Annotated in this window: 18 protein-coding genes; 11 read left to right on the top strand and 7 right to left on the bottom strand. The window is 66.9% G+C overall.

Going from position 1 to position 21,446, the window contains the following annotated elements; all coding sequences use genetic code 11:
- Positions 1-16 precede the first annotated feature (16 nt).
- Positions 17-1,015, bottom strand: coding sequence for a substrate-binding domain-containing protein (locus tag ACEVFP_RS19355; RefSeq protein WP_375001159.1), 999 nt, complete (start codon positions 1,013-1,015; stop codon positions 17-19).
- 122 nt (positions 1,016-1,137) lie between these two features.
- On the opposite strand from ACEVFP_RS19355, the gene ACEVFP_RS19350 reads away from it, so the two are divergent.
- Positions 1,138-2,334: an ROK family protein gene (locus tag ACEVFP_RS19350; RefSeq protein ID WP_375001158.1), complete on the top strand. Its 1,197-nt coding sequence runs from the start codon at positions 1,138-1,140 to the stop codon at positions 2,332-2,334.
- A 32-nt stretch (positions 2,335-2,366) separates the two neighbouring features.
- Here ACEVFP_RS19350 and ACEVFP_RS19345 read toward each other — a convergent pair whose 3' ends face one another.
- On the bottom strand, positions 2,367-3,413 hold the full coding sequence (locus ACEVFP_RS19345) for a dipeptidase (protein WP_375001157.1): 1,047 nt from the start codon (positions 3,411-3,413) through the stop codon (positions 2,367-2,369).
- 84 nt (positions 3,414-3,497) lie between these two features.
- On the opposite strand from ACEVFP_RS19345, the gene ACEVFP_RS19340 reads away from it, so the two are divergent.
- From ACEVFP_RS19340 to ACEVFP_RS19310, 7 genes are all read left to right on the top strand, one after another.
- Positions 3,498-4,325 (top strand): serine hydrolase, encoded by an 828-nt coding sequence (locus ACEVFP_RS19340; protein ID WP_375001156.1) that lies wholly within the window; start codon positions 3,498-3,500, stop codon positions 4,323-4,325.
- Between the two features lie 161 nt (positions 4,326-4,486).
- A complete protein-coding gene (locus ACEVFP_RS19335; protein WP_375001155.1) occupies positions 4,487-5,629 on the top strand; it encodes a MalY/PatB family protein in 1,143 nt (380 codons plus the stop codon).
- Positions 5,630-5,880: 251 nt separating this feature from the next.
- Positions 5,881-6,918: a sugar-binding transcriptional regulator gene (locus tag ACEVFP_RS19330; protein ID WP_375001154.1), complete on the top strand. Its 1,038-nt coding sequence runs from the start codon at positions 5,881-5,883 to the stop codon at positions 6,916-6,918.
- A gap of 309 nt (positions 6,919-7,227) precedes the next feature.
- Positions 7,228-8,616, top strand: coding sequence for an FAD-dependent oxidoreductase (locus ACEVFP_RS19325; RefSeq protein ID WP_375001153.1), 1,389 nt, complete (start codon positions 7,228-7,230; stop codon positions 8,614-8,616).
- Positions 8,617-8,674: 58 nt separating this feature from the next.
- Positions 8,675-9,676: a DctP family TRAP transporter solute-binding subunit gene (locus tag ACEVFP_RS19320; protein WP_375001152.1), complete on the top strand. Its 1,002-nt coding sequence runs from the start codon at positions 8,675-8,677 to the stop codon at positions 9,674-9,676.
- A gap of 53 nt (positions 9,677-9,729) precedes the next feature.
- A complete protein-coding gene (locus ACEVFP_RS19315) occupies positions 9,730-10,236 on the top strand; it encodes a TRAP transporter small permease (RefSeq protein WP_375001151.1) in 507 nt (168 codons plus the stop codon).
- Between the two features lie 2 nt (positions 10,237-10,238).
- Positions 10,239-11,522, top strand: a complete 1,284-nt coding sequence (locus tag ACEVFP_RS19310; protein WP_375001150.1) for a TRAP transporter large permease — start codon at positions 10,239-10,241, stop codon at positions 11,520-11,522.
- Positions 11,523-11,539: 17 nt separating this feature from the next.
- Here ACEVFP_RS19310 and ACEVFP_RS19305 read toward each other — a convergent pair whose 3' ends face one another.
- Genes ACEVFP_RS19305 through ACEVFP_RS19285 form a run of 5 tightly spaced genes read right to left on the bottom strand, consistent with a single transcriptional unit; the run spans position 11,540 to position 17,846 of the window.
- Entirely contained in the window at positions 11,540-13,186 is a 1,647-nt protein-coding gene (locus ACEVFP_RS19305; RefSeq protein ID WP_375001149.1) for a helix-turn-helix domain-containing protein, read from the bottom strand.
- A gap of 16 nt (positions 13,187-13,202) precedes the next feature.
- The gene (locus tag ACEVFP_RS19300; RefSeq protein WP_375001148.1) at positions 13,203-14,399 is read right to left on the bottom strand and encodes a CaiB/BaiF CoA transferase family protein; all 1,197 of its coding nucleotides are present in this window, start codon (positions 14,397-14,399) and stop codon (positions 13,203-13,205) included.
- Positions 14,396-14,938 carry a carboxymuconolactone decarboxylase family protein gene (locus ACEVFP_RS19295; protein WP_375001147.1) on the bottom strand — a complete coding sequence of 181 codons (543 nt, stop codon included), beginning with the start codon at positions 14,936-14,938 and terminating at the stop codon, positions 14,396-14,398. Before ACEVFP_RS19295 ends, ACEVFP_RS19300 begins: the two co-directional genes overlap by 4 nt.
- Entirely contained in the window at positions 14,935-15,915 is a 981-nt protein-coding gene (locus ACEVFP_RS19290) for a TAXI family TRAP transporter solute-binding subunit (protein WP_375001146.1), read from the bottom strand. The genes ACEVFP_RS19295 and ACEVFP_RS19290 overlap by 4 nt, the downstream gene beginning before the upstream one ends.
- 20 nt (positions 15,916-15,935) lie before the next feature.
- Entirely contained in the window at positions 15,936-17,846 is a 1,911-nt protein-coding gene (locus ACEVFP_RS19285; protein WP_375001145.1) for a TRAP transporter permease, read from the bottom strand.
- Positions 17,847-18,111: 265 nt separating this feature from the next.
- Between ACEVFP_RS19285 and ACEVFP_RS19280 the strand changes: the two genes are divergently transcribed.
- From ACEVFP_RS19280 to ACEVFP_RS19270, 3 genes are all read left to right on the top strand, one after another.
- Positions 18,112-19,380 carry an acyl-CoA dehydrogenase family protein gene (locus ACEVFP_RS19280; protein ID WP_375001144.1) on the top strand — a complete coding sequence of 423 codons (1,269 nt, stop codon included), beginning with the start codon at positions 18,112-18,114 and terminating at the stop codon, positions 19,378-19,380.
- A complete protein-coding gene (locus tag ACEVFP_RS19275; protein WP_375001143.1) occupies positions 19,377-20,150 on the top strand; it encodes an SDR family NAD(P)-dependent oxidoreductase in 774 nt (257 codons plus the stop codon). Before ACEVFP_RS19280 ends, ACEVFP_RS19275 begins: the two co-directional genes overlap by 4 nt.
- A 139-nt stretch (positions 20,151-20,289) precedes the next feature.
- Positions 20,290-21,336, top strand: a complete 1,047-nt coding sequence (locus ACEVFP_RS19270) for a phosphotransferase family protein (RefSeq protein ID WP_375001142.1) — start codon at positions 20,290-20,292, stop codon at positions 21,334-21,336.
- The last annotated feature ends 110 nt before the right edge of the window (positions 21,337-21,446 follow it).

The following is a 21,446-nucleotide window of genomic DNA, read 5'->3' as shown; positions in this document are numbered from 1 at the left end:
TGCTGTCGGAGCCGGGTCAGTCGAGCGGGTTGTCGAAGTCCTCGACCGGCTCCGGGAACCGCTCGATCGCCGTCTCCGCGTTGTCGGGCGTGATCAGTGCGACCGGCGCCGCGACCTCCTCCGGCACCTCCTCGCCCGCCATCAGCTGCTCACACGCCTGCAGCCCCAGCTGCCCGATGGCGTACGGGTACTGCGCGACCGTCGCGTCGAGGGCCCCGTCCGCGACCGCTTGCAGGGCCTCTTCGTTGCCGTCGAGGCTGATGACGCGGACGTCGTCGCTCTTGCCGGCGTTGGCGACCGCGCGGGCGGCACCCAGGCCCATGTCGTCGTTGGCGGTGAAGATGCCCGCCAGGTCGTCGTTGGCCGTCATCAGGTCGTTGGCGGTCGTCAAGGCCTGCTGGCGGTTCCAGTCGGCCGCGACGACGGGCAGCAGGTCCAGGGTGTCCTCGGCTGCCTCGGTGAAGCCGGCGATCCGGTCGTTGCTGGTCTGGTCACCGGCGACACCGCCGATGATCGCGACCTTGCCCTCGCCCACCAGCTCGATCATCTGCTCCCCGGCCAGGGCTCCGGCCTCGACGTTGTCCGTGCCGATGTAGGTGTCGACGGAGACGTCCGCGGTCTGCGCGGCGTCGTCGTCGATCGGCTGGTCGATGTTGACGATCGGGACGTCCTGGGCGGCGACCTGGGCCAGGCCCTGGATGAGGTTGTTGCCGGAGATGGGGTTCACGACGAAGCATCCGAAAGGCTGCTGTGCCACTGCGGAGAGGCGTTCACCCTGGCCGGTGGTGTCGGTGATCGACTGGGCGGCCTGGATCTCGACGTCGATGTCGCTGCGGTCCGCCTGGTCGGTCATGCCGTCGCGCATCGTCTGGAAGAACGGGTTGTCCAGGCCCTTGATGACGGCGGCGACGGACTCATCACCGGCGTCCTCACCGCCACCACAGGCAGCCGCGATGAGCAGGGCCGGCAGGGCGAGGGCGAGCAGGGCTCGGCGGGGAAACGTGGTGGGGGTCATGAGCACTCCTTTTGTCTAGAGACAGACATTATGATTGGACATTGATACTGTCAAGAGACAAAACTTCCTCTTGAAACGGGAGATGCCTTCTCCCTACGGTGACCACGCGATCAAGGAGGCCCATGAGCCTGTCGGACGGCGCTGCTGACCTGCTGCGCATCGTGCGGACCCGTCCGCCCATGACCCGGGCCGCGATCGGCGACCACACCGGGTGGGCCCGGGTGACGGTCAACGGCAGGCTCGACGAGCTCGTGGGTCTGGGCCTGGTGAGTACGGCAGGCAACGACACCGGAACCCGGGGTCGCCCCGCCGCCCGGTTCCGCTTCGACCCCGCCGCGGGCAGCCTGCTGGTCGCCGATGTCGGGGCCTCCGCGGCCCGACTGGCGCACTGTGACCTCGACGGCCGCGTCCTGTCGCAGACGGAGGTGGTGCTCGACGTGCGTGACGGCCCGGACGTGGTGCTGGACGTCGTGCTCGCGGGGGTCGAGAACCTGCCCACGCGAGAGGACTCGCACGTGTGGGCCGCGGGGATGAGCCTGCCGGGTCCCATCGAGCACGGGTCCGGACGGGTCGTCTCCCCGCCGATCATGCTCGGGTGGGACGGGCTGGCGGTGCCCGAGGTCCTCGAGCCGGCGCTGGGCGTGCCCGTGCTCATCGAGAACGACGCAAACGTGATGGCGTGGGGTGAGCAGGTCCTCTCCAGAGGAGCGGACGGCTTCGGACGCCGTGACCTCATGCTGGTGAAGGTCGGCACGGGAGTCGGTGTCGGCATCGTCAGCAACGGCGAGATCGTGCGGGGTGCGCAGGGTGCCGCGGGCGACCTCGGCCACACGCGCGTCGAGCCGGACGACAGCCGGCCCGTGCCGCTGTGCCACTGCGGCAAGCTCGGCTGCGTGGAGTCGTACGCCGGTGGCTGGGCGGTGGCACGAGACCTGGCCGAGGACGGGCTCGACGTCGGCGAGGTCGCTGACGTGCTGACACTGATGTCACGGGGTGAGCCGCATGCGATCTCACGGATCCGTGAGGCGGGTCGGGTCCTCGGGCTGGGTCTGGCGCACGCGGTGAGCCTGCTGAATCCGTCGGAGGTCGTCGTGGCGGGTCAGCTGGCTGCCGCGGGCGAGCACCTTCTCTCGGGCATCCGTGAACGGGTGGCCCACAACTCCTTGCCGTTGGCCACGCGCGACCTGCAGATCAGGGTGAGCGAGCACCCGCACGATGCGGGGGTGACCGGCATGGTCGACCTGCTCACCCGGTGGGCGCTGGAGCCGGCCAACCTGCCGCGGGTCCTGGAGCGGGGAGCAGCCACCACGTCGGGGTGAGGCGTTCCTGGCACCCGCTCGGCCGGTGAGGGTCAGGGGACGGCGTCGAGGACGCGCAGGATGTTCTCGCCGGTCAGGTGGGCGAGCTCGTCGGTGGACCAGCCGCGCTCGGCGAGGGCGTCCAGCAGCACCGCGTACCCGGACACGTCCTCGAGCCGCTGGGGGAAGGTGGCGAAGCCGTCGTAGTCGCCGCCGAGGCCGATGTGCTCGATGCCGGCGACCTCCCGCGCGTGCTCCACGTGCGCCACGACCTCCTCGACCCCCACCACGGGGGCAGCGTCGGCGCGGTCGCCCTCCCACCAGCGGTGGAAGTCTGAGCTGACGAACGTCGGGACGAAGGCCAGCATGAGGACCCCGCCGTTGCCGGACAGCTGCTGCAGGACGTCGTCGGGGACGTTGCGTGGATGGTCGGTCACCGCCCGGCAGCCGGAGTGGCTGAAGATGACCGGAGCCGCCGTGACCTCCAGGGCGTCGCGCATCGTGGTGGCCGCGACGTGCGAGAGGTCCACGAGCATCCCGAGGGTGTTCATCTCCCGCACGACGTCGCGGCCGAACGCGGTCAGGCCATCGTGCACCGGCTCGTCGGTGGCCGAGTCCGCCCATGCGGTGTTCTCGTTGTGGGTCAGGGTCATGTACCGCACCCCGAGCGCGGCGAGCTGGCGCAGCACGGCGAGCGACCCGTCGATGCTGTGTCCGCCCTCGGCGCCGAGCAGGGAGGCGATGCGACCCTGCTCCCAGGCGCGCCGCACGTCGTCACCGGACCATGCGGGTGCGAAGGTCTCGGGGTGGCGTTCGATCATCCGCCGCACGAAGTCGATCTGCTCCAGGGTGTAGGTGACGGCGTCGGCCCCACGCTCGTCGCACGGTGCGAACACCGACCAGAACTGCGCGCCCACGCCACCGCGACGGAGCCGGGCGATGTCGGTGTGGCCGCGTCCGGTCAGGTCGCCGTCCAGCCCCTCCACGGAGTAGTCACGACGCAGCCGCGTCTCCCATGCGAGGTCGTTGTGGCCGTCGAAGACGGGAGCGCGCCGTAGGGCGGCCCGGGCGGCGGGATGGGTCACGGCCGGAGCAGTCATGTCCACAGGCCCATCCTCCACGATCTGGCCTCGCCCGAGGGCGGTCTGCGGGTCCTGCGGCGTTTTCGTGACTACGGTGTAGCGGTGCGCCTGCCCGAGCTGACCCCGGATGCACAGTGGTCGGTGTGCGTGCGGGACGCCGCGACGTCGCAGGTGCTCCTCGAGCACCGCGCGGATGCCGTGCTGCACACGGCCAGCATCGGCAAGCTCTTTCTGCTCGTCGAGATCGCCGCGCTGGCCGAGAGCGGAGTGCTCGACCTCGCCGAGGAGCTCGAGCGGACGCCCGGCGACGACGTCGCCGACTCCGGCATCTGGTACCTGATGAGCCGTGGCGCGTTGGCCGTCGGTGACCTGTGCTGGCTCGTCGGCGGCTTCAGTGACAACCTCGCGACCAATGTCCTCATGCGACGGATCGGCATCGCGGCCGTCACGGAACGCAGCCGTGGTCTCGGCTTCACGCACTCGGCGCTGCTCGACCGCGTGCGCGACGACCGCCGGCCCACGGACCCGCCGACGTTGTCTCGCGGCAACGCCGGTGAGCTGTCCGAGCTGATGGCGCGCCTGCACCGTGGAGAGGTCATCTCGCCAGCGGTGAGCGCCCAGGTGCTGCGCTGGGTGGCGGTCAACGCTGATCTCTCCATGACGGCGGCGGCGTTCGGCCTCGACCCGCTCGCGCACACCGAGCCCGATCGTGGTCTCACGCTGGTCAACAAGACCGGGACGACCAGCACCGTGCGCGGCGACGTCGGCCTCGTCAGGGGCCCGGCGGGCGGCCTCGCCTACGCGGTGCTGGCCGGCTGGGAGGACGGCGTCGACCCCCGCGACCGTGTGCTCACGGACATGCGCCGGCTCGGCGACCTGGTGCGCGAGCACCTGACCGCCGGCCCCACCTCACCGCGCCAGTCGTCCTGACCCGTGATCGGTGCCTTCGCAACCGAAAGGGCGACGGACTCGCGCATCGGTGCCGTACCAACCGAAAGTCGGCTTATAGGGTTGCTCACGCACCGATCACCCTTCTCGACGTCACGCGATGCCACGGCGTGGTTGCTGGGCGTCGGTGTGAGACTGAGACCATGCACCCGCTGCATGAGCTGACCCTGGACGAGCTCCGTCGCCGCACCAGCATGAAGTGGCGCGAGCACCCCGACGACGTCCTGCCGATGTTCGTGGCCGAGATGGACGCACCACTTGCCGAACCCGTGGCCAAGGCCCTGCACGACGCCGTCGGCCGCGGCGACACCGGCTATCCGTCACCTCAGCCGCTGTACGCCGAGGCGTGGGCGGAGCTCTCCGCCGACCGCTGGGGCGTCGAGGTCGACATCGCCCGTACCGCCGACGTCGCCGACGTCATGACCGGCATCGCGACGGCGATCGCCCTGGTGTCGTCGCCCGGGGATCCCGTGGTGGTCAATCCTCCGGTCTACCCGCCGTTCTTCGAGGCGGTCCGTCAGTGCGAGCGATCGCTGGTGGAGGCGCCACTCGGATCCGACGGCCGGCTCGACCCGCAGGAGCTGGGAGAGACCTTCGAGCGGGCAGCCTTCGGTGGCCGTGCGGTGACCTACCTGCTGTGCAGCCCGCACAATCCCACCGGCGCGGTCCATACCCGCGAGGAGCTGGAGGCCGTGGCGCGACTGGCGGGCGAGCACCGGGTTCGGGTGGTCGTCGATGAGATCCACTCCCCGCTCGCCCCTCGTGACTTCGTCCCCTATCTCGACGTCGCCGGGTCTGCCGATGCCTATGCCGTCGTCTCGGCCTCCAAGGCGTGGAACCTCGCTGGCATCAAGGCCGCGCTGCTCATCGGTGGGGTCGCGACGAGTGACGAGCTGGCCGGGATGTCCTGGCTGGTCTCCCACGGGCCGAGCCATCTCGGCACCATTGCGCACGTGGCCGCGATGCGCGAGGGACGCGACTGGCTGGACGCCGTCGTCGCCGACCTGGTCGACAACCGTGCGCAAGTGGCGCGGTTCCTGGCCACTGAGCTGCCCGACGTCAGGGCCCACCTCGGCCCCGGCACCTACCTCGGGTGGCTGGACCTGCGCCCCCTGGGCCTGGGCGACGACCCGGCGGCGACGCTGCTCCAGAGAGGTCGCGTCGCGCTGCAGCCCGGGCTGCCGTTCGGTCACGGTGAGGGACACGTACGGCTCAACTACGCCACGACGCCACAGGTCCTGGCCGATGGCCTGGAGCGCATCGCGCGAGGCGTCGGCCACGGGTGACGGTAGCGCCGGGCCCGGACGTCGAGTGGTCGAGCAGGGTGGGCCTGCGCGGACGGTGCTTGCACAGATGTGCACTCCTGCTTGACCGAGCGTGCACTGGTGATGGAGACTCGCCGCCAGCCCTCCGCAGCCGAGGTGGCTGGAGCGCACCCTGCGACGGCCGCCGTCCACGCACCGGCTCGATAGCAGTGGCTCGGGTAGGTAGAGGGGGCTCTGTGGGCAGGGGGCTCGGTGGACACAGGGGAGTACAGATGAGCAGAACGACCGGTCCCGGGGCGGATCCACCTGCCGAGGCCGACGAACGGCGTCTGCGGGAACGGCCGGACTCCGAGACCGTCGCCCGGCGCCATGAGCTCGCGCTCCTGGTGGCGCAGAAGTACTACATGCACGACTGGACGATGGAGGCGATCGCCCGCCACCTCGGAACCTCCCGGTCCACCGTGTCGCGACTACTGAGTCATGCGCGTGACGCTGGGCTGGTCGAGATCAAGGTCCTTCCGCCGGACTCGCCCTCGCACCCGCTGCAGGCTCTGGTCGAGCGGGCCCACGGTGTCAGCGCACATGTCGTCAGGGTGCCCTCCGGCGCCAGCCCGGCGGAGCGGATCGAGCGCACCGCCAGCCACGCTGCTCGACTGCTCGCCTCGGTGCTGGAGTCCGACATGATCGTCGGCATCGCCTGGGGAACGATGGTCAATGCGATCAGCCAGCACCTGGTCCCCAAGACCACCTCGAACATGCAGTTCGTGCAGCTCAACGGCACAGGATTCTCCCGGACCCCGGGAGTGCACCACGCGGCATCGATCCTGGCCTCCTTCGGAGACGCCTTCCATGGTTTCGTCCAGCCCTACCCGGTGCCCATATTCTTCGACGATGCCCGGACACGGCAGGCACTGCTCGCCGAACGCTCGGTGCGGTCCATCCGGGTCATCCAGGAGAACGCCGACGCGGTGGTCTTCAGCGTCGGCACCGTGGAGCAGGGTGTGCCGAGCAGCCCCTACCTGACGGGCTACCACCTGGATGCCTCGGACTTCCAGGAGCTGTCGGCCGCGGGGGCTGTCGGCGACATCGCCACGACGTACCTGCGGCCCGACGGGAGTCACCAGGGGATCGCGCTGAACGATCGCAGCAGCGGGCCGGATCTCGACATCCTGCGGCATGTGCGCCACCGGGTCTGCGCGGTCTCCGGCGACCACAAGATCCCTGCCCTGCGGGCCGCTCTGCAGGGAGGCTACGTGAGCGAGCTGGTCATCGACGATCCCACCGCGCGGCTCCTCCTGGCCGAGGGCTGAGCCCCGAGGGAGGTCGCCGGGTGAGGCGACCGTGCTCGGACGGTCCGGTATCGGGCCGACACCGCTCCCAGGGCCAGTTTGCACAGATGTGCATCAGTCTTGACCGTTTGCGCAGCCCGCGCCAGCATTCTCGGTGCTGGTGGTGTCGCCGACGAGTCGTGGTGGAGCGAGTCACTCACCGAGGAGACCCGCACCGGCGGCAGGTGGCGGCAGCTGATGCGGGTCGAGACACAGTCCGCCTCCCAACTCCGGCACCGACTGCAGCGACAACGACGGCCCTGCCCGGCCGCCTCTCGAACGGAGCTCATGATGAACACCCAGGAAGAACTTGAACGGTACGACGTCGTCGTCATCGGCGGTGGCCCCGGCGGCATCCCGGCCGCCATCGCGTCCGCTCGCCGCGGGATGCGCACACTGCTGGTCGAGCGCAACTCCTTCCTCGGCGGTGTCGCTGCCACCGGACTCCCTCTCCTGGCGTTCTTCGACCGCACCGGCAACCAGGTCGTGCGCGGCGTGGGAGATGAGATCGTGCAGCGGCTGGAGGCCGCCGGGGGAAGCTTCCACGGGCACATTCCCTGCCCGCTGCACAACTCGATCACCCCGGTCAACCCGTTCGTGTTTCGCAGTGTCGTCTCCGAGATGTGCGAGGAAGCGGGAGTCGAGCTCCTGCTCGGCGCCGAGGTCTCGGACGTCGCCGTCGAGAACGGGAAGGTCTCAGGTGCGACGCTCTTCTCGCGCGGGGCGTCCTATCGCCTGCACTGCGACGTGCTCGTCGACGCCACTGGAGACGGCACGGCCGCCTACCTGGCCGGTGCGGACTACGAGGTCGGCTCCGGGGACGACCAGTCGATCCAACCGGTCTCGCTCGTCTTCAGCATGGGCAACGTCGACATCGACAGGCTCCTCGAGTACATCAAGGACCACCCCGAGACCTTTGCCACCCCCGCGACGTACGGGCCGGGGATGGAGTACACCGTCGAGTACTTCCTGGAGTCTGAGTCCTTCTACTTCACAGGGTTCGGGGAGTTCATCGACCAGGCGCGAGCGAACGGGGACTTCGAGGACATTCCCCGAGACCGGATCATCTTCGCCCGGCAGCCGAACAAGAACGAGGTCGTCGTCAACGCGACCCGCGTGCTGGACACCGACCCGACGGACTCGCGCAGCATGACCCGCGCGGAGGTGCAGGGCCAACGACAGGTCCAGACGCTGGTGGCCTTCCTCCAAAAGTACTGCCCCGGGTTCGAGAACTCCTTCCTGGCCAACACTGCATCGAACACGTTCGCGCGGGAGAGTCGTCGCGTCACGGGGATCTCCACCGTGACCAAGGAGTCGATCGAGCAGCTCCTGGTGCCGAACGACAGCGTGGCGCTGGCCGGGTACAACATCGACATCCACCAGGGACACGGGCTGAACTTCCTGCCGTCTGCCCATGCGATCGGCATCCCGTTCGGCTGCCTGGTCTCGAGGAACCGCGACGGGCTCCTCACCAGCGGACGATGCATCTCGGTGGACCCGTACCCCTTCGGGCTGACCCGTGCGATGTCGACGTGCATGGCCGTCGGTGAAGCCGCTGGAGTAGCTGCCTCGTTGGCCGTGTCCGAGGGCATCGAGCTTCGAGAGGTGGACGTCGACGTCCTGCGCCGCGAGCTGGCCGGCGACGGCGCACTCGTCTCGTTGGAGACGGTCCCGGCGTGACCCCGAGCAAAGACCCGGTTGTCCATGTATCAGGAAGGCCTGAAGAACAATGAAGAGAATGCACCTCAAGGCACTCGTTGCCGCGCTGACGCTCCTCAGTCTGGGACTCGTGGCGGCGTGTTCGGGGGGCGGACCTGGCGCGGGGCCCACCGTGGTCCGCTTCGGACACACCCTGACTGAAGAATCCTCCTGGCAGGTGGGCGCGGAGAAGTTCGCCGAGATCATCGAGGAGGAGACCGACGGTCGGTACACCGTGGAGATCTTCGCCAACGGACAGCTGGCCTCGGGCAACCAGCGCAAGGCCATCGAGATGCTCCGTCAAGGGTCGTACGACGTGGACATCACCTCAGGTCTCATCTGGTCCAGCTTCGATGAGACCCTGTCCATCACCGCACTTCCGTGGATCCTGCCCACGTTCGATGAGGTGGAGGGGATCATCAACGGCGAGGGAGGAGAGCTCGTCCTGGACGCCCTCGGTGAGAACGGGGTGACACCGGTGGGTATCGGCGGCACCGGGTACCGGCAGATGCTCAACAACACTCGACCGATCGAGGGACCGGACGATCTGGCAGGGCTGAAGATGCGTGTCCCCGGAACTCCGTTGTTCCTCGATCTCTATCGCGCCCTCGGCGCTGACCCGGTCGAGATGGACTTCACCGAGGTCTACACCGCGCTGCAGCAGGGGACCATCGACGGCATGGAGGCTGTCGCCGACGTCGCGGTGACCAACAACTTCTACGAGACAGCGGACTACATCTCCCTGACCAACTACAACTACGACTTCTTCTTCACGACCTTCAGCAACGACTTCTACGAGGGTCTGACGTCTGAGGACCAGGAGATCTTCATGGAGGCCGGTCGGGAGGCAACCGCCGAAGCAACGGCGCATGGGCAGGCCGCCGAGGAGGAAGCGATCAGCACGCTGGAGGCAGAGATGGAGGTCTACACCCCCACCGAGGACGAGATCGAGGAGTTCATCGCGGCCATGGCTCCGGTGTACGAGAAGTTCCGTGACGAGTTCAGCCCGGAGCTTCGTGAGGTGTTCGGCTACCCGGAGTAGTCGGCAGGAGCAGGACCCACGGAGCCCGGTGCACCGCGCGGGGACCAGATCAGGTGTCGGGGCACGGCAATGGAGGGCAAGTGCGCGTACTGGATCGTTTGGAGGAAGTGCTGGTGGGGGCGCTTCTTCTCGCGATGGTGATCCTCAACTTCGGGAACGTCCTGTCCAGATACCTGCTGGGCGCATCCTGGTCCTTCACTGGAGAGATTCTCCTCATCGCGTTCATCTGGTTGGTGTTCCTGGCCTCGGCGATCGCGTACAAGCGTAATCAGCACCTGGGGCTCCCGCTCCTGGCCGAGAGGGTGCCATCTCGGTGGCGGTGGTCCCTGATCGTCTTCTCAGGTCTGATGTCGGCCGTCCTCCTGGTCTTCCTTGCGGTCAGTGGGTTCCAGATGGTGAGTCAGCAGATCGAGTTCAACCAGACGACGTCGGTCCTCGAGCTGCCGGAGTGGGTTGCCGGCGCCTCGGTTCCCGTCGCGTCGGTGATCATCGTGTTCCGGGTTGTGGAATCTGTGGTGAAGGAGCTCAGAGCGCTTCGGCACGAGGGGCAGGGGCTCTAGTCATGGATCTCGCCCTCGTCCTCTTCGGGTCGTTCTTCATCCTGATCATGCTCGGCGTCCCGATCGCCGTGTCTCTCGGCGTGTCCTCGGTCGTGGGGCTCTGGTGGACCGGTATGTCCTACTCCATCCTGGCCCCGACGGTCTACTCGGCGATCAGCAAGTACTCCCTGCTCGCGATCCCGTTCTTCATCCTGGCCGGATTCATCATGGAGAAGGCCGGAATCTCCCGACGGCTGATCTACTGCGTGGAGACCTTGCTCGGCGGACTGAGAGGTGGGCTTGCGCTGAGCGCGGTCGTCGCGGCGGTGTTCTTCGCCGCGATATCAGGTTCCGGGCCGGCCACCGTTGCGGCGCTGGGCGCCGTGCTCATCCCCGCCATGGTGGCTCAGGGGTACGACCGCGGTATGGCCGGCGGGCTACTGGCTTCCTCCGGCAGCATCGGGATCATCATCCCGCCGTCAGTCGCGTTCATCGTGTTCGCCTCACTGGCGCAGGTGTCGGTGGCAGAACTGTTCGTGGCCGGCGTCGTTCCTGGTCTGCTCGTGGCTGCGGGATTCATTGCCTGCACGTACATCGTCATGGGCGTGAAGGGCAACTTCATCGTCGGTGAACGTCACAGCTACCGAGAGAAGCTGGTTGCCTTCCGCGACGCCCTGTGGGGGATTCTCACGCCGGTGATCATCCTGGGCGGCATCTACAGCGGGATCTTCACCCCGACGGAAGCCGCTGGTGTGGCAGTGGTCTACGGACTGTTCGTCGGTGTGGTCGTGTACCGGGAGATCTCGCCGCGAAAGCTGCTCGACGTGCTCGTCGACGCTGCGGTCTCCACTGCGTCGGTCATGTACATCGTGGCTCTTGCGACGGTCTTCGCCTATCTCCTGACCACCACCCGGGTGGCCCAGGACCTTGCGCAGAGCATCGTCGGGATCAGTTCTTCGGCGATCGTCGTCCTGCTGGTCATCAACGCGGTCCTGCTCGTCGCGGGCTTCTTCCTGGACACGATCTCGGCCTACTTCATCTTCCTGCCGGTCATCCTGCCGATCGCGCTCGAGCTGGGAGTCGACCCCATTCACCTGGGTGTCTTCGTCACGGTGAACCTAGCGATCGGCCAGTTCACGCCGCCGGTCGGGGTCAATCTGTTCGTGGCCTCCAACATCGGCAAGATCCCCGCGAACGAGATCATGCGCAGCGTCGTGCCGTACATCCTGTCCGCGATCATCTCGTTGCTCGTCATCACCTTCATCCCTCAGCTGTCGACGTGGCTCCCGTCGGTGCTAGTGGACTGAGGCTCGCTCCTGATGGTTCACGACGGCGACTCCCCAGATGGGTCGGCGACTTCAGGTGCAAGGGACGCTGACGCGACCGCCAGTCGCGCCGCAGCTTCGAGAAGGAAGATGTCGTCGGGATCACGCAGGTCCCGTCCAGTCAGTTCTTCGATCTTGGTCAAGCGGTAGCGCAAGCTGTTGACGTGCAGGTGAAGTTCCTCGGCTGCGCGATCCAGGCGACGGTTGCAGGCGAAGAAGGTGTGCAGTGTCGTGATGTAGTCGATGCCGCGCTCGCCGTCGCGTATCACCGGCCCCAGGATCTCCTTGGTCAGGCGATGAACGGCACTGGGTCGAAAGAAGCTTGCGACCAGGTCGTCGGCCAACATGTCATCGAACACGACACGCTCGCCCGGTGAGCGCAGACGCGCCACCTCCAAGGCAAAGGCGGCGTCGTCCACGGCCTGCGGGAGCTCGGAGACGTCTACGACCCCAGAGCGTCCGAAGTTGAGTTCGGGCCAGCGTCTTGACAGCATCCCCTCGAACATCGAGAGGTCTGTATCCGACTCGGTGGCCACGACCACGACGGTGTCCCCATGCAGGACGACCAGCGGCTTGGCGGTCGTCACCGTCCCCATCCGGACGACTCGGTCGGTGAGGCGGATGAGGTCCGCATGTCGTGGATCGTCCGTGGGCGGGCCCACAGCAGTGACCTGCACTGACCCGCGCGGGTCGAGACCCAGGAGCGCCGTGCACTGGATCCGCTCTCGGTGCCCGACTGGTGCGCTGAGTAGGCGCTCAAACAGGCGGCTGCGTTCGCCGATGTCGGACTCGAGCGTCCTCCGCTCGCGGGCGAGTGCCGCGCCGAAGACGGCAACAACATTCTCCATCAGCTCGGGGGACAGCCCGTCGGAGACCACGTCCTCGGAGAACCCGAGGATTCCGGGAGCCCGTTCGCCATCGGGAACCGCCAAGCCGAGTGTGTCCGACAGCGTCACGTCACCGTGCTGGGCCACCACTTCGCCGCTGCTGTCGACCAACCGCACGCCGCAGCCGAGGAAGCTGCCCAGCAGATCGACCCCGCCGCTGATGTCGTCGTGCGCGACAACTCGGTCCACCACGGCCGCTAGAAGACGTTCGGCCGGACTCCGGCGTCGTGCCGCGTCGCGCTGCCCCGCCTCCTGGGCGAGCCGTGACCCGATCGCGGCAGACGAAACTGCACAGACCTCCCGCGCGGACGCTAGGTCCTCCGACCCGAACGCACCGCTCTCCCGGCTGGCGAAGACCATGAGCCCGAAGATGCCGCCGCCGTCGGTGCCCAAGGGGACCAGCATCGAGCAGCGCAAGGACTCCGTGACGTGCACCCGGCGTCGGGCACCGGCCTGGCCGACCGGATCGACCACTCGGTTCGGGTGCGCCGCGTAGTCGTAGACCAGTGCCGGGACGCCGGTGGAGATCACTTTGCCCCCGATGCCCTCCCCGATGTCGAGCCGCCAGTCCTTGGCGAGATCCTCATGACGCAGGCCGAGGTGGCTGCGCATGCGGAGTGTCCCACCTTCAAGCAGGGCGCACCAGATGATCGGTGCGCCCGTCACGCGTTGACCTATCCGTAGGCTCTCGTCCAGGAGCTGACTCAGCGACGCCGAGGAGAGCCTGCCGATAGTGGTCAGCGAGTCGTCGTCTCTCACGGCCTCAGGGTATGCATCAGAACGGGTGGGGCGCGCGGAGCGCAGCATGGTTCTCGGCGCTCAGGTGCCGTCGGTCCCCCAGTATCTCGTCGTTGGAGGTTCCCTTTGCGGGTCCGGCATGGCGGGCCACGGCCGGTTCCCCGTCGATTCGGAAGGGACCGATCGGCATCAGCACGTCCCGCTCACCGTCGGGTACACGGGCCAAGTGTCGCTCAGCGAAGTGTGGGTCGTTGGCCACGGCGCTTGCGTCATTGATGGGTGCGGCTGGTACCTGGAGCGCCGCGAGCGTCTTGAGCACGTGCTCGCGCTCGTGCTGGGCTACCCACGCGCCGAAGAGCTGGTCGACGACGGCTCCGTGGGTCTGCGCCTTCTCGGCGTCCGCGAAGCGTGGGTCTTCACCGTGCTCGACGGCTTCCAGGAGTCGACGAACCATGCGAAAGGACACGGCCGAATATGCGATCCAGGCTCCGTCACTGCACTGGTGCGTGTTGCGTGGCCATCGCCCGGCGCTGTTTCCGCGGCGGATCGGTGAGCGTTCGAGCCGGTCGAACTCGACCATCTGCGGACCGAGGACGTAGAGCAGGGAGCCGGTGAGGCTCAGGTCGATCTCGCAGCCGCGTTGCGTCCCGTCAGGCCGGTCGCGGGCCCACAGCGCGAAGCCAGCGGCGGCTGCCCCGATGATCCCGGCCAGCATGTCTCCGAGGGCGAAGCCGGGCAGTATGGGAGGGCCGTCGGGCTCGCCGGTAAGGTGCGCAACCCCGGACATCGCCTCGGCCAGGGTGCCGAATCCAGGCCGCTGCGCGTAGGGCCCCTCCTGTCCGAAGCCGGTCAGTCGTAGGAGCAGCAGTCCGTGATTGTCCGCGCTGAGACGGTCATACGTCAGGCCCCACGCGTCAAACCGGCCGGGCCGGAAGTTCTCGATCACGACGTCAGCATCCTTTGCCATCTCGGCGAACGCCTCGGCCCCGTCCGGCGAGCCGAGGTTCAGCGTGACGCAACGCTTGCCTCGGTTCAGGAACTTCCACCACAGGTCGGTCGAGTTCTCACTGGAGCCGAGGTTGCGACTGTCGTCACCGTTGGGGTGCTCGATCTTGACGACATCTGCGCCGTAGTCGCCAAGCACGCCGCCGATCATCGGACCAGCGATGATCGACGAGGCATCCAGTACCTTCAGTCCCTGCAGAGGCCGAGCCGCGGCGTTCGAGGACGTCACGAGAGCTCCTCGTGCCGGCTGCGTTGCGGGGTCCACGGCTCGATGCCGTCATCCAGTTCGACGCCGAAGGTCGTGAGGTAAGCCCCGACCATGCGGTAGAAGCCGGCCAGCAGGACGAGCTCGACGATCTGTTCGGTGTCCCATGAACGTGCGAGGTGTTCCGTGGTGACCTCGCTGACGGCGCCGTCGTGCCCGATCTCCTCGGCCAACTGGATCAGGGCCAGGTCGCTGCTTGACCAGTTGGGCTCTCCCCACCCGAGGCACCAGTCGATCTCGGTCGGGCTCATGGAGGCGTCGAGCCCGAGCAGGGAGTGCTGGGCGAACTCGTATTCGCAGCCGATGAGGCCGGCGGTGCGCAGGATGACGATCTCACGTTCCCGTGCCGGGATGGACCCACCGTGTAGGAACCTGCCGCCGAGCTGGAAGATCTTCTCCCGGAGCTTCGGGACGGCGCCGAGGGTGCGGAAGACCATCAGGTCCGACGCGGCCGCGCCGTGAGCTTGTGGATCGATGGGGTGTGGGGACAGTCGGATGTTCACGACAGAACCCCGATCTCCTCGAAGTAGCGCTGCGCCCCGGGGTGGTACTCGATGCTCTCACCCTGGCGGCGGACTACCTCTTCGTCCAGATTCTCCTGGCTGGGATGGATGACGGCCAGCTCCTCACGGCTTTCCCACCAGGCCTTGACCAACTCATAGACGAGGTCGTCGCTGACATCGGCGCGAACGAACAGGCCCGCCGTGGAGCCGAGCGCACTGATGTCTCGGGGGGTGTCGTAGGTGTCAGCGGAGATCTCGCTGGCAAAGTAGTACGGGAACTGCTCTGAGATCTGCTCGATCTGCTCCGGCGTGAAGTCCACGAAGTCCATGTCGTCACGTGATGCGCGCAGCTCCATCAGCTGGCTCGTCGGATGGGCGGTGGCGATCCAAGCGGCATCGACGCGTCCGGCGACCAGGGCGGAGACGCCGTCCTCGGGTGAGGCCTTGAGTACGGTGCGGAAGTCGTCCTCGCTTCCGTCGAGTCCCTCGAGGACTTCGCGCAGCCCGACTTCGAGGGACGAGCCGACCGGACCCGTCGCGATCGTTCCGCCCAGCAGCTCGGTGAAGTTCGACGCGTCGGTGTCGTTGTTGAGGATCACCGGCGCAAGCTCCACCGTGTAGAGAGGGAACAGACTGCGGATGGTGTCCCTACCGCCGTCAGAGTACTCGGGGAATGCGCTCGCATTGTTGGCCACTGCTACCTGGACTTCATCAGACTTCAGCAGCTCCATCCCCTCGGGTCCGCCTTGGGTCCCGGTGAGCTCATAGGTCAGACCGTCGATGGCGTTCTCGGCGAGATCCTTGTGCCCGACGGAGATGGTGTAGGACGACGACGTGGGGTTGGTCGCCCCGACCCGCAGCGTGGCCTCTTCGCCGGCTGTCCAGTCGCCGGCGCCGCCGGTGGCGGCGTTGCACGCAGTCCCGAGGAGGACGACGAGGCCGAGGGGGACGATGCGGCGTACGGTCAGTGATCGCATGGGTTTCTCTTTCGTGGTTGTCAGTGGTTGGGAGCGGTGGTCAGGTCGGGATCGATGGCCTTGTCTTGGTCGTCGTGGTGAGTGAGTCGCTGCGGTGCGACTGTGATGAGCACGACGAGTGTGGCGAGCAGCGCGAACCCAATGACGGTCAGCGTTGCGACGTTGAAGCTGAGCATCACGCCGACGACTGCGGCGGCGACTCGTCCCGGCAGACTCAGTCGGACTCGGAGCCACCCGGCGACGGCGACTGCGAACGCCATCAGGCCGACGGCCGTGACCGTGATCTGGCTCAAGAGGCTTGACCAGGAGTCGAAATTCAGCAGTAGGCCGTCGCGGGTCATGACGAAGAACGGGATCAGGAAGAGCGGGATGCTCACCCAGAAGGCTCGCCAGCCGACGCGGTTTGCGTTGTGGTTGTAGATGCCGGCCGCGGCGAAGGCGGTGATGGCGACCGGCGGAGTTACCCCAGCGAACAGCGCGAAGAAGTAGATGAACAGATGGGCCCCGATAGGGTCGAAGCCGAGGTTGACCAGCGGAGTGACGAGCAGGCTTGCGCCGATGATGTACGACGCGATCCCTGGGACGCCCAGACCGAGAATGATCACGACCACCATGGCGGCAAGGAGTGCCAGGAGTACGCCTCGTTCGCCGAGGTCTCCGACGGCGCGGGCGAGCCCCAGGCCCGATCCGGAGATGTACAAGGTGCCCGTGATGACACCGGCCAGCGCGCAGGCGATGACGACAGTGCTGGCCGACACACAGAAGCTGGCGATCTGTGTCCTGAGGTGAGTCGGCTTGAACTGGTCGCGATCAGTGACGAGCACCCCCAGCAGGCAGATGCCGATCGCCTCGACGGCGGCATACTCCAGCGGGTGACGCTCCAGGACTCGGAAGACTATCCAGCCGATGCTGCCGAGCACGAACACGCTGCGAAAGGCGAGCCGGGTGCGGGTTTCTGGCTCCACGAGCGGGGCGCTGTTCGTCTGGGGACGTTCAAGGCCCAACCTCCCCGAGAGAGACCAAACGTAGATCCAGAGCGTCAGGTAGTAGAGCGCTGCTGGCACCAGCGCAGCCTTGAGCACCGCGGCGTACGGCATGGACGTGTACTCGGCAATGAGGAAGGCCGCGGCGCCCATGATGGGCGGAACGAGGGCGCCGCCGGTCGAGGCGACGGTCTCGATTGAGCTGGCGTGCACAGGAGGTACACCTGCACGCATCATCTGTGGAATCGTGAAACGGCCGGTGGCGATGACATTGGCGACATTGCTGCCGGAGATGGATCCGAACGTCATCGAGGCCACGATGGTGGCGTAGCCGCTGCCACCCCGAAAGCGCCGGACGAACAGGGAGCTGACTCGGGTGAACAGGTCCTTGGCGCCGGCCATCTGGAGTACCTGACCATAGATCAAGAAGATGAAGATCCACTTCGCGGCGGTGCGGAGGGTACCTCCGAAGATCCCCTGGTCGGTCATGCCGAGCATCGCGAGCAAGCGACCCTCTGTGACCGAAGGCAGTCCCGGAAGGGTGAGGTAGTTCCCGAGGGTGACGATGGCGAGCAAGGCAAGGCAGATGGCCGGTAGCACCCAGCCTGCCGCCCGCCGGCCAGCCTCGAAGATGAGCGCGAGCAGCAGCAGGACAACGAGGGCGTCCGTGCCGGTGGCGAAGAAGCTGCGAGCCAGGAAGGCGTCGTAGTCGCTGATCATGTACAACACGGGCACGAAGGCAAGGGCTGACAGTGCGAGGTCGAAGCTCACGTGCCGTGATGGGTAGGTCCAGAACGCCAGAACGAGAACCATGGTGAGAAAAGTGGCCGCCGCAACGAGCGGCTGCCAGGACGCGAAGAACAGCAGCCAGAGCTGGACGACGATCAGAACTGAACCGACGGCGACAGCAGCGGAGCTCACTTCTCGCTTCAGCACGAGTTCTGACATTCCTGTGTCCTTCCTGATCCACTAGTCGAGTGACGCCGGCCACACGATCTGGCGACTCACTCTGGTCGCGGCGACCGTCGCCAGCAACGTCGTTCGTCTACAAAGTGCCCTGGTGGTGTTGTGGGTCACAGCCGATGAGCGCGGTCGCCATCGTCCATAGGTTGAAAAGGCGATGGAGCCTGCCGGGCCGGCGCGGTGGATGGTCGAGCCGCCCGCCCGCGCATCCGTCCCTCGTGCCGATTCGAGACGATCAAGGACCGGTGTCATGTTCGAACCATCTCCTCGTGGCAAGCAGCTCCTTGCCACGACCGCACAGTTCCTTGAGGAGCACGTCTATCCCGCGGAACGGCGGTGGTCGTCCGAGCCCGAGGACCCGCACGGCTTCCGCCCACAGCCAGCAGTGTTGGAGGACCTGAAGCTCCACGCGCGCTCGATCGGTCTGTGGAACCTGTTCCTGCCGCATCCTGAGCCTGGTCACGAGCCGCTGACAAACCTGGACTACGCGCCGATCGCTGAGCTCACTGGTCGAAGCATCCCCCTGGCGCCGGAGTCGATGAACTGCTCTGCTCCCGACACCGGCAACATGGAGCTGTTGTCGATGTTCGGCACGCCCGAGCAGAAGTCTCGCTGGCTCGTGCCGTTGCTCGAGGGCAGGATCCGCTCCGCTTACGCGATGACCGAGCCGGACCTAGCGTCGTCCGATGCCGGCAACATCCAGACCGCCATCACGCGTGATGGCGACTCATGGGTGGTCGACGGGCACAAGTGGTGGATCACCGGCATCCGTCGGGATCGGTGCGAGCTGCTGATCGTCATGGGCATCACCGGCGCCGATGCCGCGGATCGGCACCGCAGGCACAGCATCGTCCTCGTCCCTCGCGACACACCGGGCGTCGAGGTCCGTGAGGACCTCTCGATCCTCGGCAACCACACATTCGAGAGCCACGCTGTTGTGAGCTTCGAGAATGTCCGCGTGCCAGCCGCGAACCTTCTCGGGGATGCGGGGGCCGGCTTTGCGATGGCTCAGGCGCGACTGGGACCCGGTCGGATCCATCACTGCATGCGCATGATCGGTATGGCCGAGCGAGCCTTGGAACTCATGATCGATCGGGTACGGAGCCGTTCGACGTTCGGTCGTCCCCTGTCCGAGCAGGGTGTGGTTCGCGAGTGGATCGCTGACGCGCGCATCGAGATCGACCAGGCGCGGCTGTACACCCTCTACGCGGCGCACCTGATGGACACAGTCGGGAACCGGGCTGCTGCCAGCCAGATATCGGGGATCAAGGTGGCGGTGCCGAACATGACCTGCCGGGTCCTCGACCGGGCGATGCAGGTCTTTGGCGCGGCGGGTCTCGGCCCGACCACGCCGCTGGCGCGCATGTATGTGGAGGCGCGGGCTGTGCGCATCGCCGACGGTCCGGACGAGATTCATCGGCGGGCGATGGCGAGGACCGAACTGCGATCGTTCGACAGGCTCGTGCATCCGCGCCCCACGGGTGCGCAGAGCCACCTGCTGGTGAAGGAGGGCACGTGAGCCGGCTGGGCCGGTCACTGGTGCCGGGGACTCACTTCGACGGAAGAGTCGCAGTGGTGACCGGAGGCAGCCGCGGGATCGGCCGTGAAGTTGTGCAACGGCTGGCTGAACGGGGTGCGCATGTCGTCGTCGCCAGCCGCAAGCTTGGTGACTGCCAGGCGGTAGCCGACGGCGTTGCCGGGAGGTTCGCTGTCCGCGCTCTGCCGGTGAAGTGCAACGTGAGCTCGTGGGACGACTGCGACCGGCTCGTCGACGTCGTGTACGAGACGTTCGGTTCGGTCGATGTCCTGGTCAACAATGCGGGCCTGTCCCCTCGGTACGACTCGCTGGACGGAGTGAGCGAGTCCCTGTTCGACAAGGTCGTCGCGGTCAACTTGCGCGGCCCGTTCCGGCTGACGTCGCTGATCGGCTCGAGGATGATGCGGGGCTCCGGAGGTGTCGTCGTCAACGTGGGATCGGTAGAAGCCACCCGGCCGAGCCCGGACTCTCTGCCATACGCGGCGTCGAAGGCTGGTCTCGCAGCGCTCTCGAAGGGGTTCGCTCGGGCCTTCGGCCCTACCGTCCGGGTCAACACCATCGAGGCCGGTCCGATCCTCACTGACGTTGCGGATTCCTGGCCGGCGGATCTTCGAGAGTCGATCGGCAAGCAACTTGCGCTTGGCCGTTGTGGAGAGCCGGGGGAGGTCGCGGATGCGGTCATGTACCTGGCTAGCGACGAAGCATCGTTCGTCTCCGGTGCGACCCTCAACGTCGATGGGGGATACCGGTGAGGCTCTCGCTGATGTGCTTGGTCGACGTGGGTGACGGTGCCGTGACGGTCACCGTGGACCGGCCGGACAAGCAAAACACCAGCGACCAACCACTGGCGCGCGATGAGGTCGCGACACACATCCTGAACCGGGTGGCAGCGTGACGGACGCTGTCGAGGTCGAACGGCTCCTGTGCCCCGAGCTCCTGACCGCCTGGATGGACCGTAGACGACTCGGGTCGGGACCGATCGGTGATGCGGTGGTGCTGGCCGGTGGTACGCAGAACGTGCTGATCCGGATACGTCGCGGAGATCTCGACGTGGTGCTCCGCCGCGGCCCTGAACCATTGCGAGCCAACAGCGCAAGGGTGCTGAGGCGGGAGATGCGCCTTCTCGAGGCGCTCGCCTCGACGTCTGTCCCGCACGCCAGGCTGGTGGCGGCAGAGCCCTCAGAGCACGTCATTGGATCGGCGTTCTACCTCATGAAGCCGGTCCTGGGTGTCAACCCGGCGGTGACCGTCCCGGCGCGACTGCAGACGAGCACGAAGGCGCAGGACGACTTCGGCGTGCAGGTTGTGACGGCGCTGACCCAGCTGTCCGCACTGGATCCCGTTGCCATCGGGCTGCAGGACCTGGGTCGGCCGGATGGCTTCCTCCAACGGCAGCCTGGCCGATGGCTCGATGAGCTCCGCGGCTATGAGCAGGACCCTCGATACCGCGGAGGCTCCCTTCCTCATACCGAAGAGATCGCCCGATGGTTGGCTGAGCGGGTCCCGCAGCAGTGGACGCCGGGGATTCTGCATGGGGACTTCCACGTCGGCAACGTCATGGTCGATGACGGGGGTCAGGTCCTGGCCATTGTTGATTGGGAGATGACGACCGTCGGTGACCCGTTGCTCGATCTCGGCTGGCTGCTCGCCACATGGCCGGCGCCTGGCCGTGAGGACCTCCTTCAGAGCGCCATCGGTGAACTACCCGGGCTGACCTCGCCGACTGAGCTCGTGGAGCACTACGCCCGGCTCAGCTCACGCGACCTTTCCTGCCTCGACTGGTACGTCGTTCTGGCCTGCTTCAAGCTCGCCGTCGTGATCGAGGGGACGTACGCCCGTTCGCTCGCAGGTCGCGCATCGGTCGAGACAGGTGAGTCGCTCCATCGGCGCGCGATCGCGCTTCTTGAACGGGCCATGGAACAGATTCATCAGTCATGACGTCCTCCCGGGACGTCGAACCCAAGGAACAAGGAGACCCAGCCATGTCATTCGAGCCGAGACTCACAGAAGTCACCGCCGTCGTCGTCGGAGCCGGTCAAGGTCCAAGC

Source organism: Aeromicrobium sp. CTD01-1L150 (genome assembly GCF_041951745.1).
GTDB lineage: Bacteria > Actinomycetota > Actinomycetes > Propionibacteriales > Nocardioidaceae > Aeromicrobium.
The sequence above is the reverse complement of the archived record's forward strand: the minus strand, read 5'-3'. Positions and strand labels throughout refer to the sequence as shown.

Bases quoted from the DNA above. Each gene is read 5' to 3' on its own strand.
- ACEVFP_RS19355 (WP_375001159.1), bottom strand. From the start codon at position 1,015: ATGACCCCCACCACGTTTCCCCGCCGAGCCCTGCTCGCCCTCGCCCTG.
- ACEVFP_RS19350 (WP_375001158.1), top strand. From the start codon at position 1,138: ATGAGCCTGTCGGACGGCGCTGCTGACCTGCTGCGCATCGTGCGGACC.
- ACEVFP_RS19345 (WP_375001157.1), bottom strand. From the start codon at position 3,413: ATGACTGCTCCGGCCGTGACCCATCCCGCCGCCCGGGCCGCCCTACGG.
- ACEVFP_RS19335 (WP_375001155.1), top strand. From the start codon at position 4,487: ATGCACCCGCTGCATGAGCTGACCCTGGACGAGCTCCGTCGCCGCACC.
- ACEVFP_RS19330 (WP_375001154.1), top strand. From the start codon at position 5,881: ATGAGCAGAACGACCGGTCCCGGGGCGGATCCACCTGCCGAGGCCGAC.
- ACEVFP_RS19325 (WP_375001153.1), top strand. From the start codon at position 7,228: ATGAACACCCAGGAAGAACTTGAACGGTACGACGTCGTCGTCATCGGC.
- ACEVFP_RS19320 (WP_375001152.1), top strand. From the start codon at position 8,675: ATGCACCTCAAGGCACTCGTTGCCGCGCTGACGCTCCTCAGTCTGGGA.
- ACEVFP_RS19310 (WP_375001150.1), top strand. From the start codon at position 10,239: ATGGATCTCGCCCTCGTCCTCTTCGGGTCGTTCTTCATCCTGATCATG.
- ACEVFP_RS19290 (WP_375001146.1), bottom strand. From the start codon at position 15,915: ATGCGATCACTGACCGTACGCCGCATCGTCCCCCTCGGCCTCGTCGTC.
- ACEVFP_RS19285 (WP_375001145.1), bottom strand. From the start codon at position 17,846: ATGTCAGAACTCGTGCTGAAGCGAGAAGTGAGCTCCGCTGCTGTCGCC.
- ACEVFP_RS19280 (WP_375001144.1), top strand. From the start codon at position 18,112: ATGTTCGAACCATCTCCTCGTGGCAAGCAGCTCCTTGCCACGACCGCA.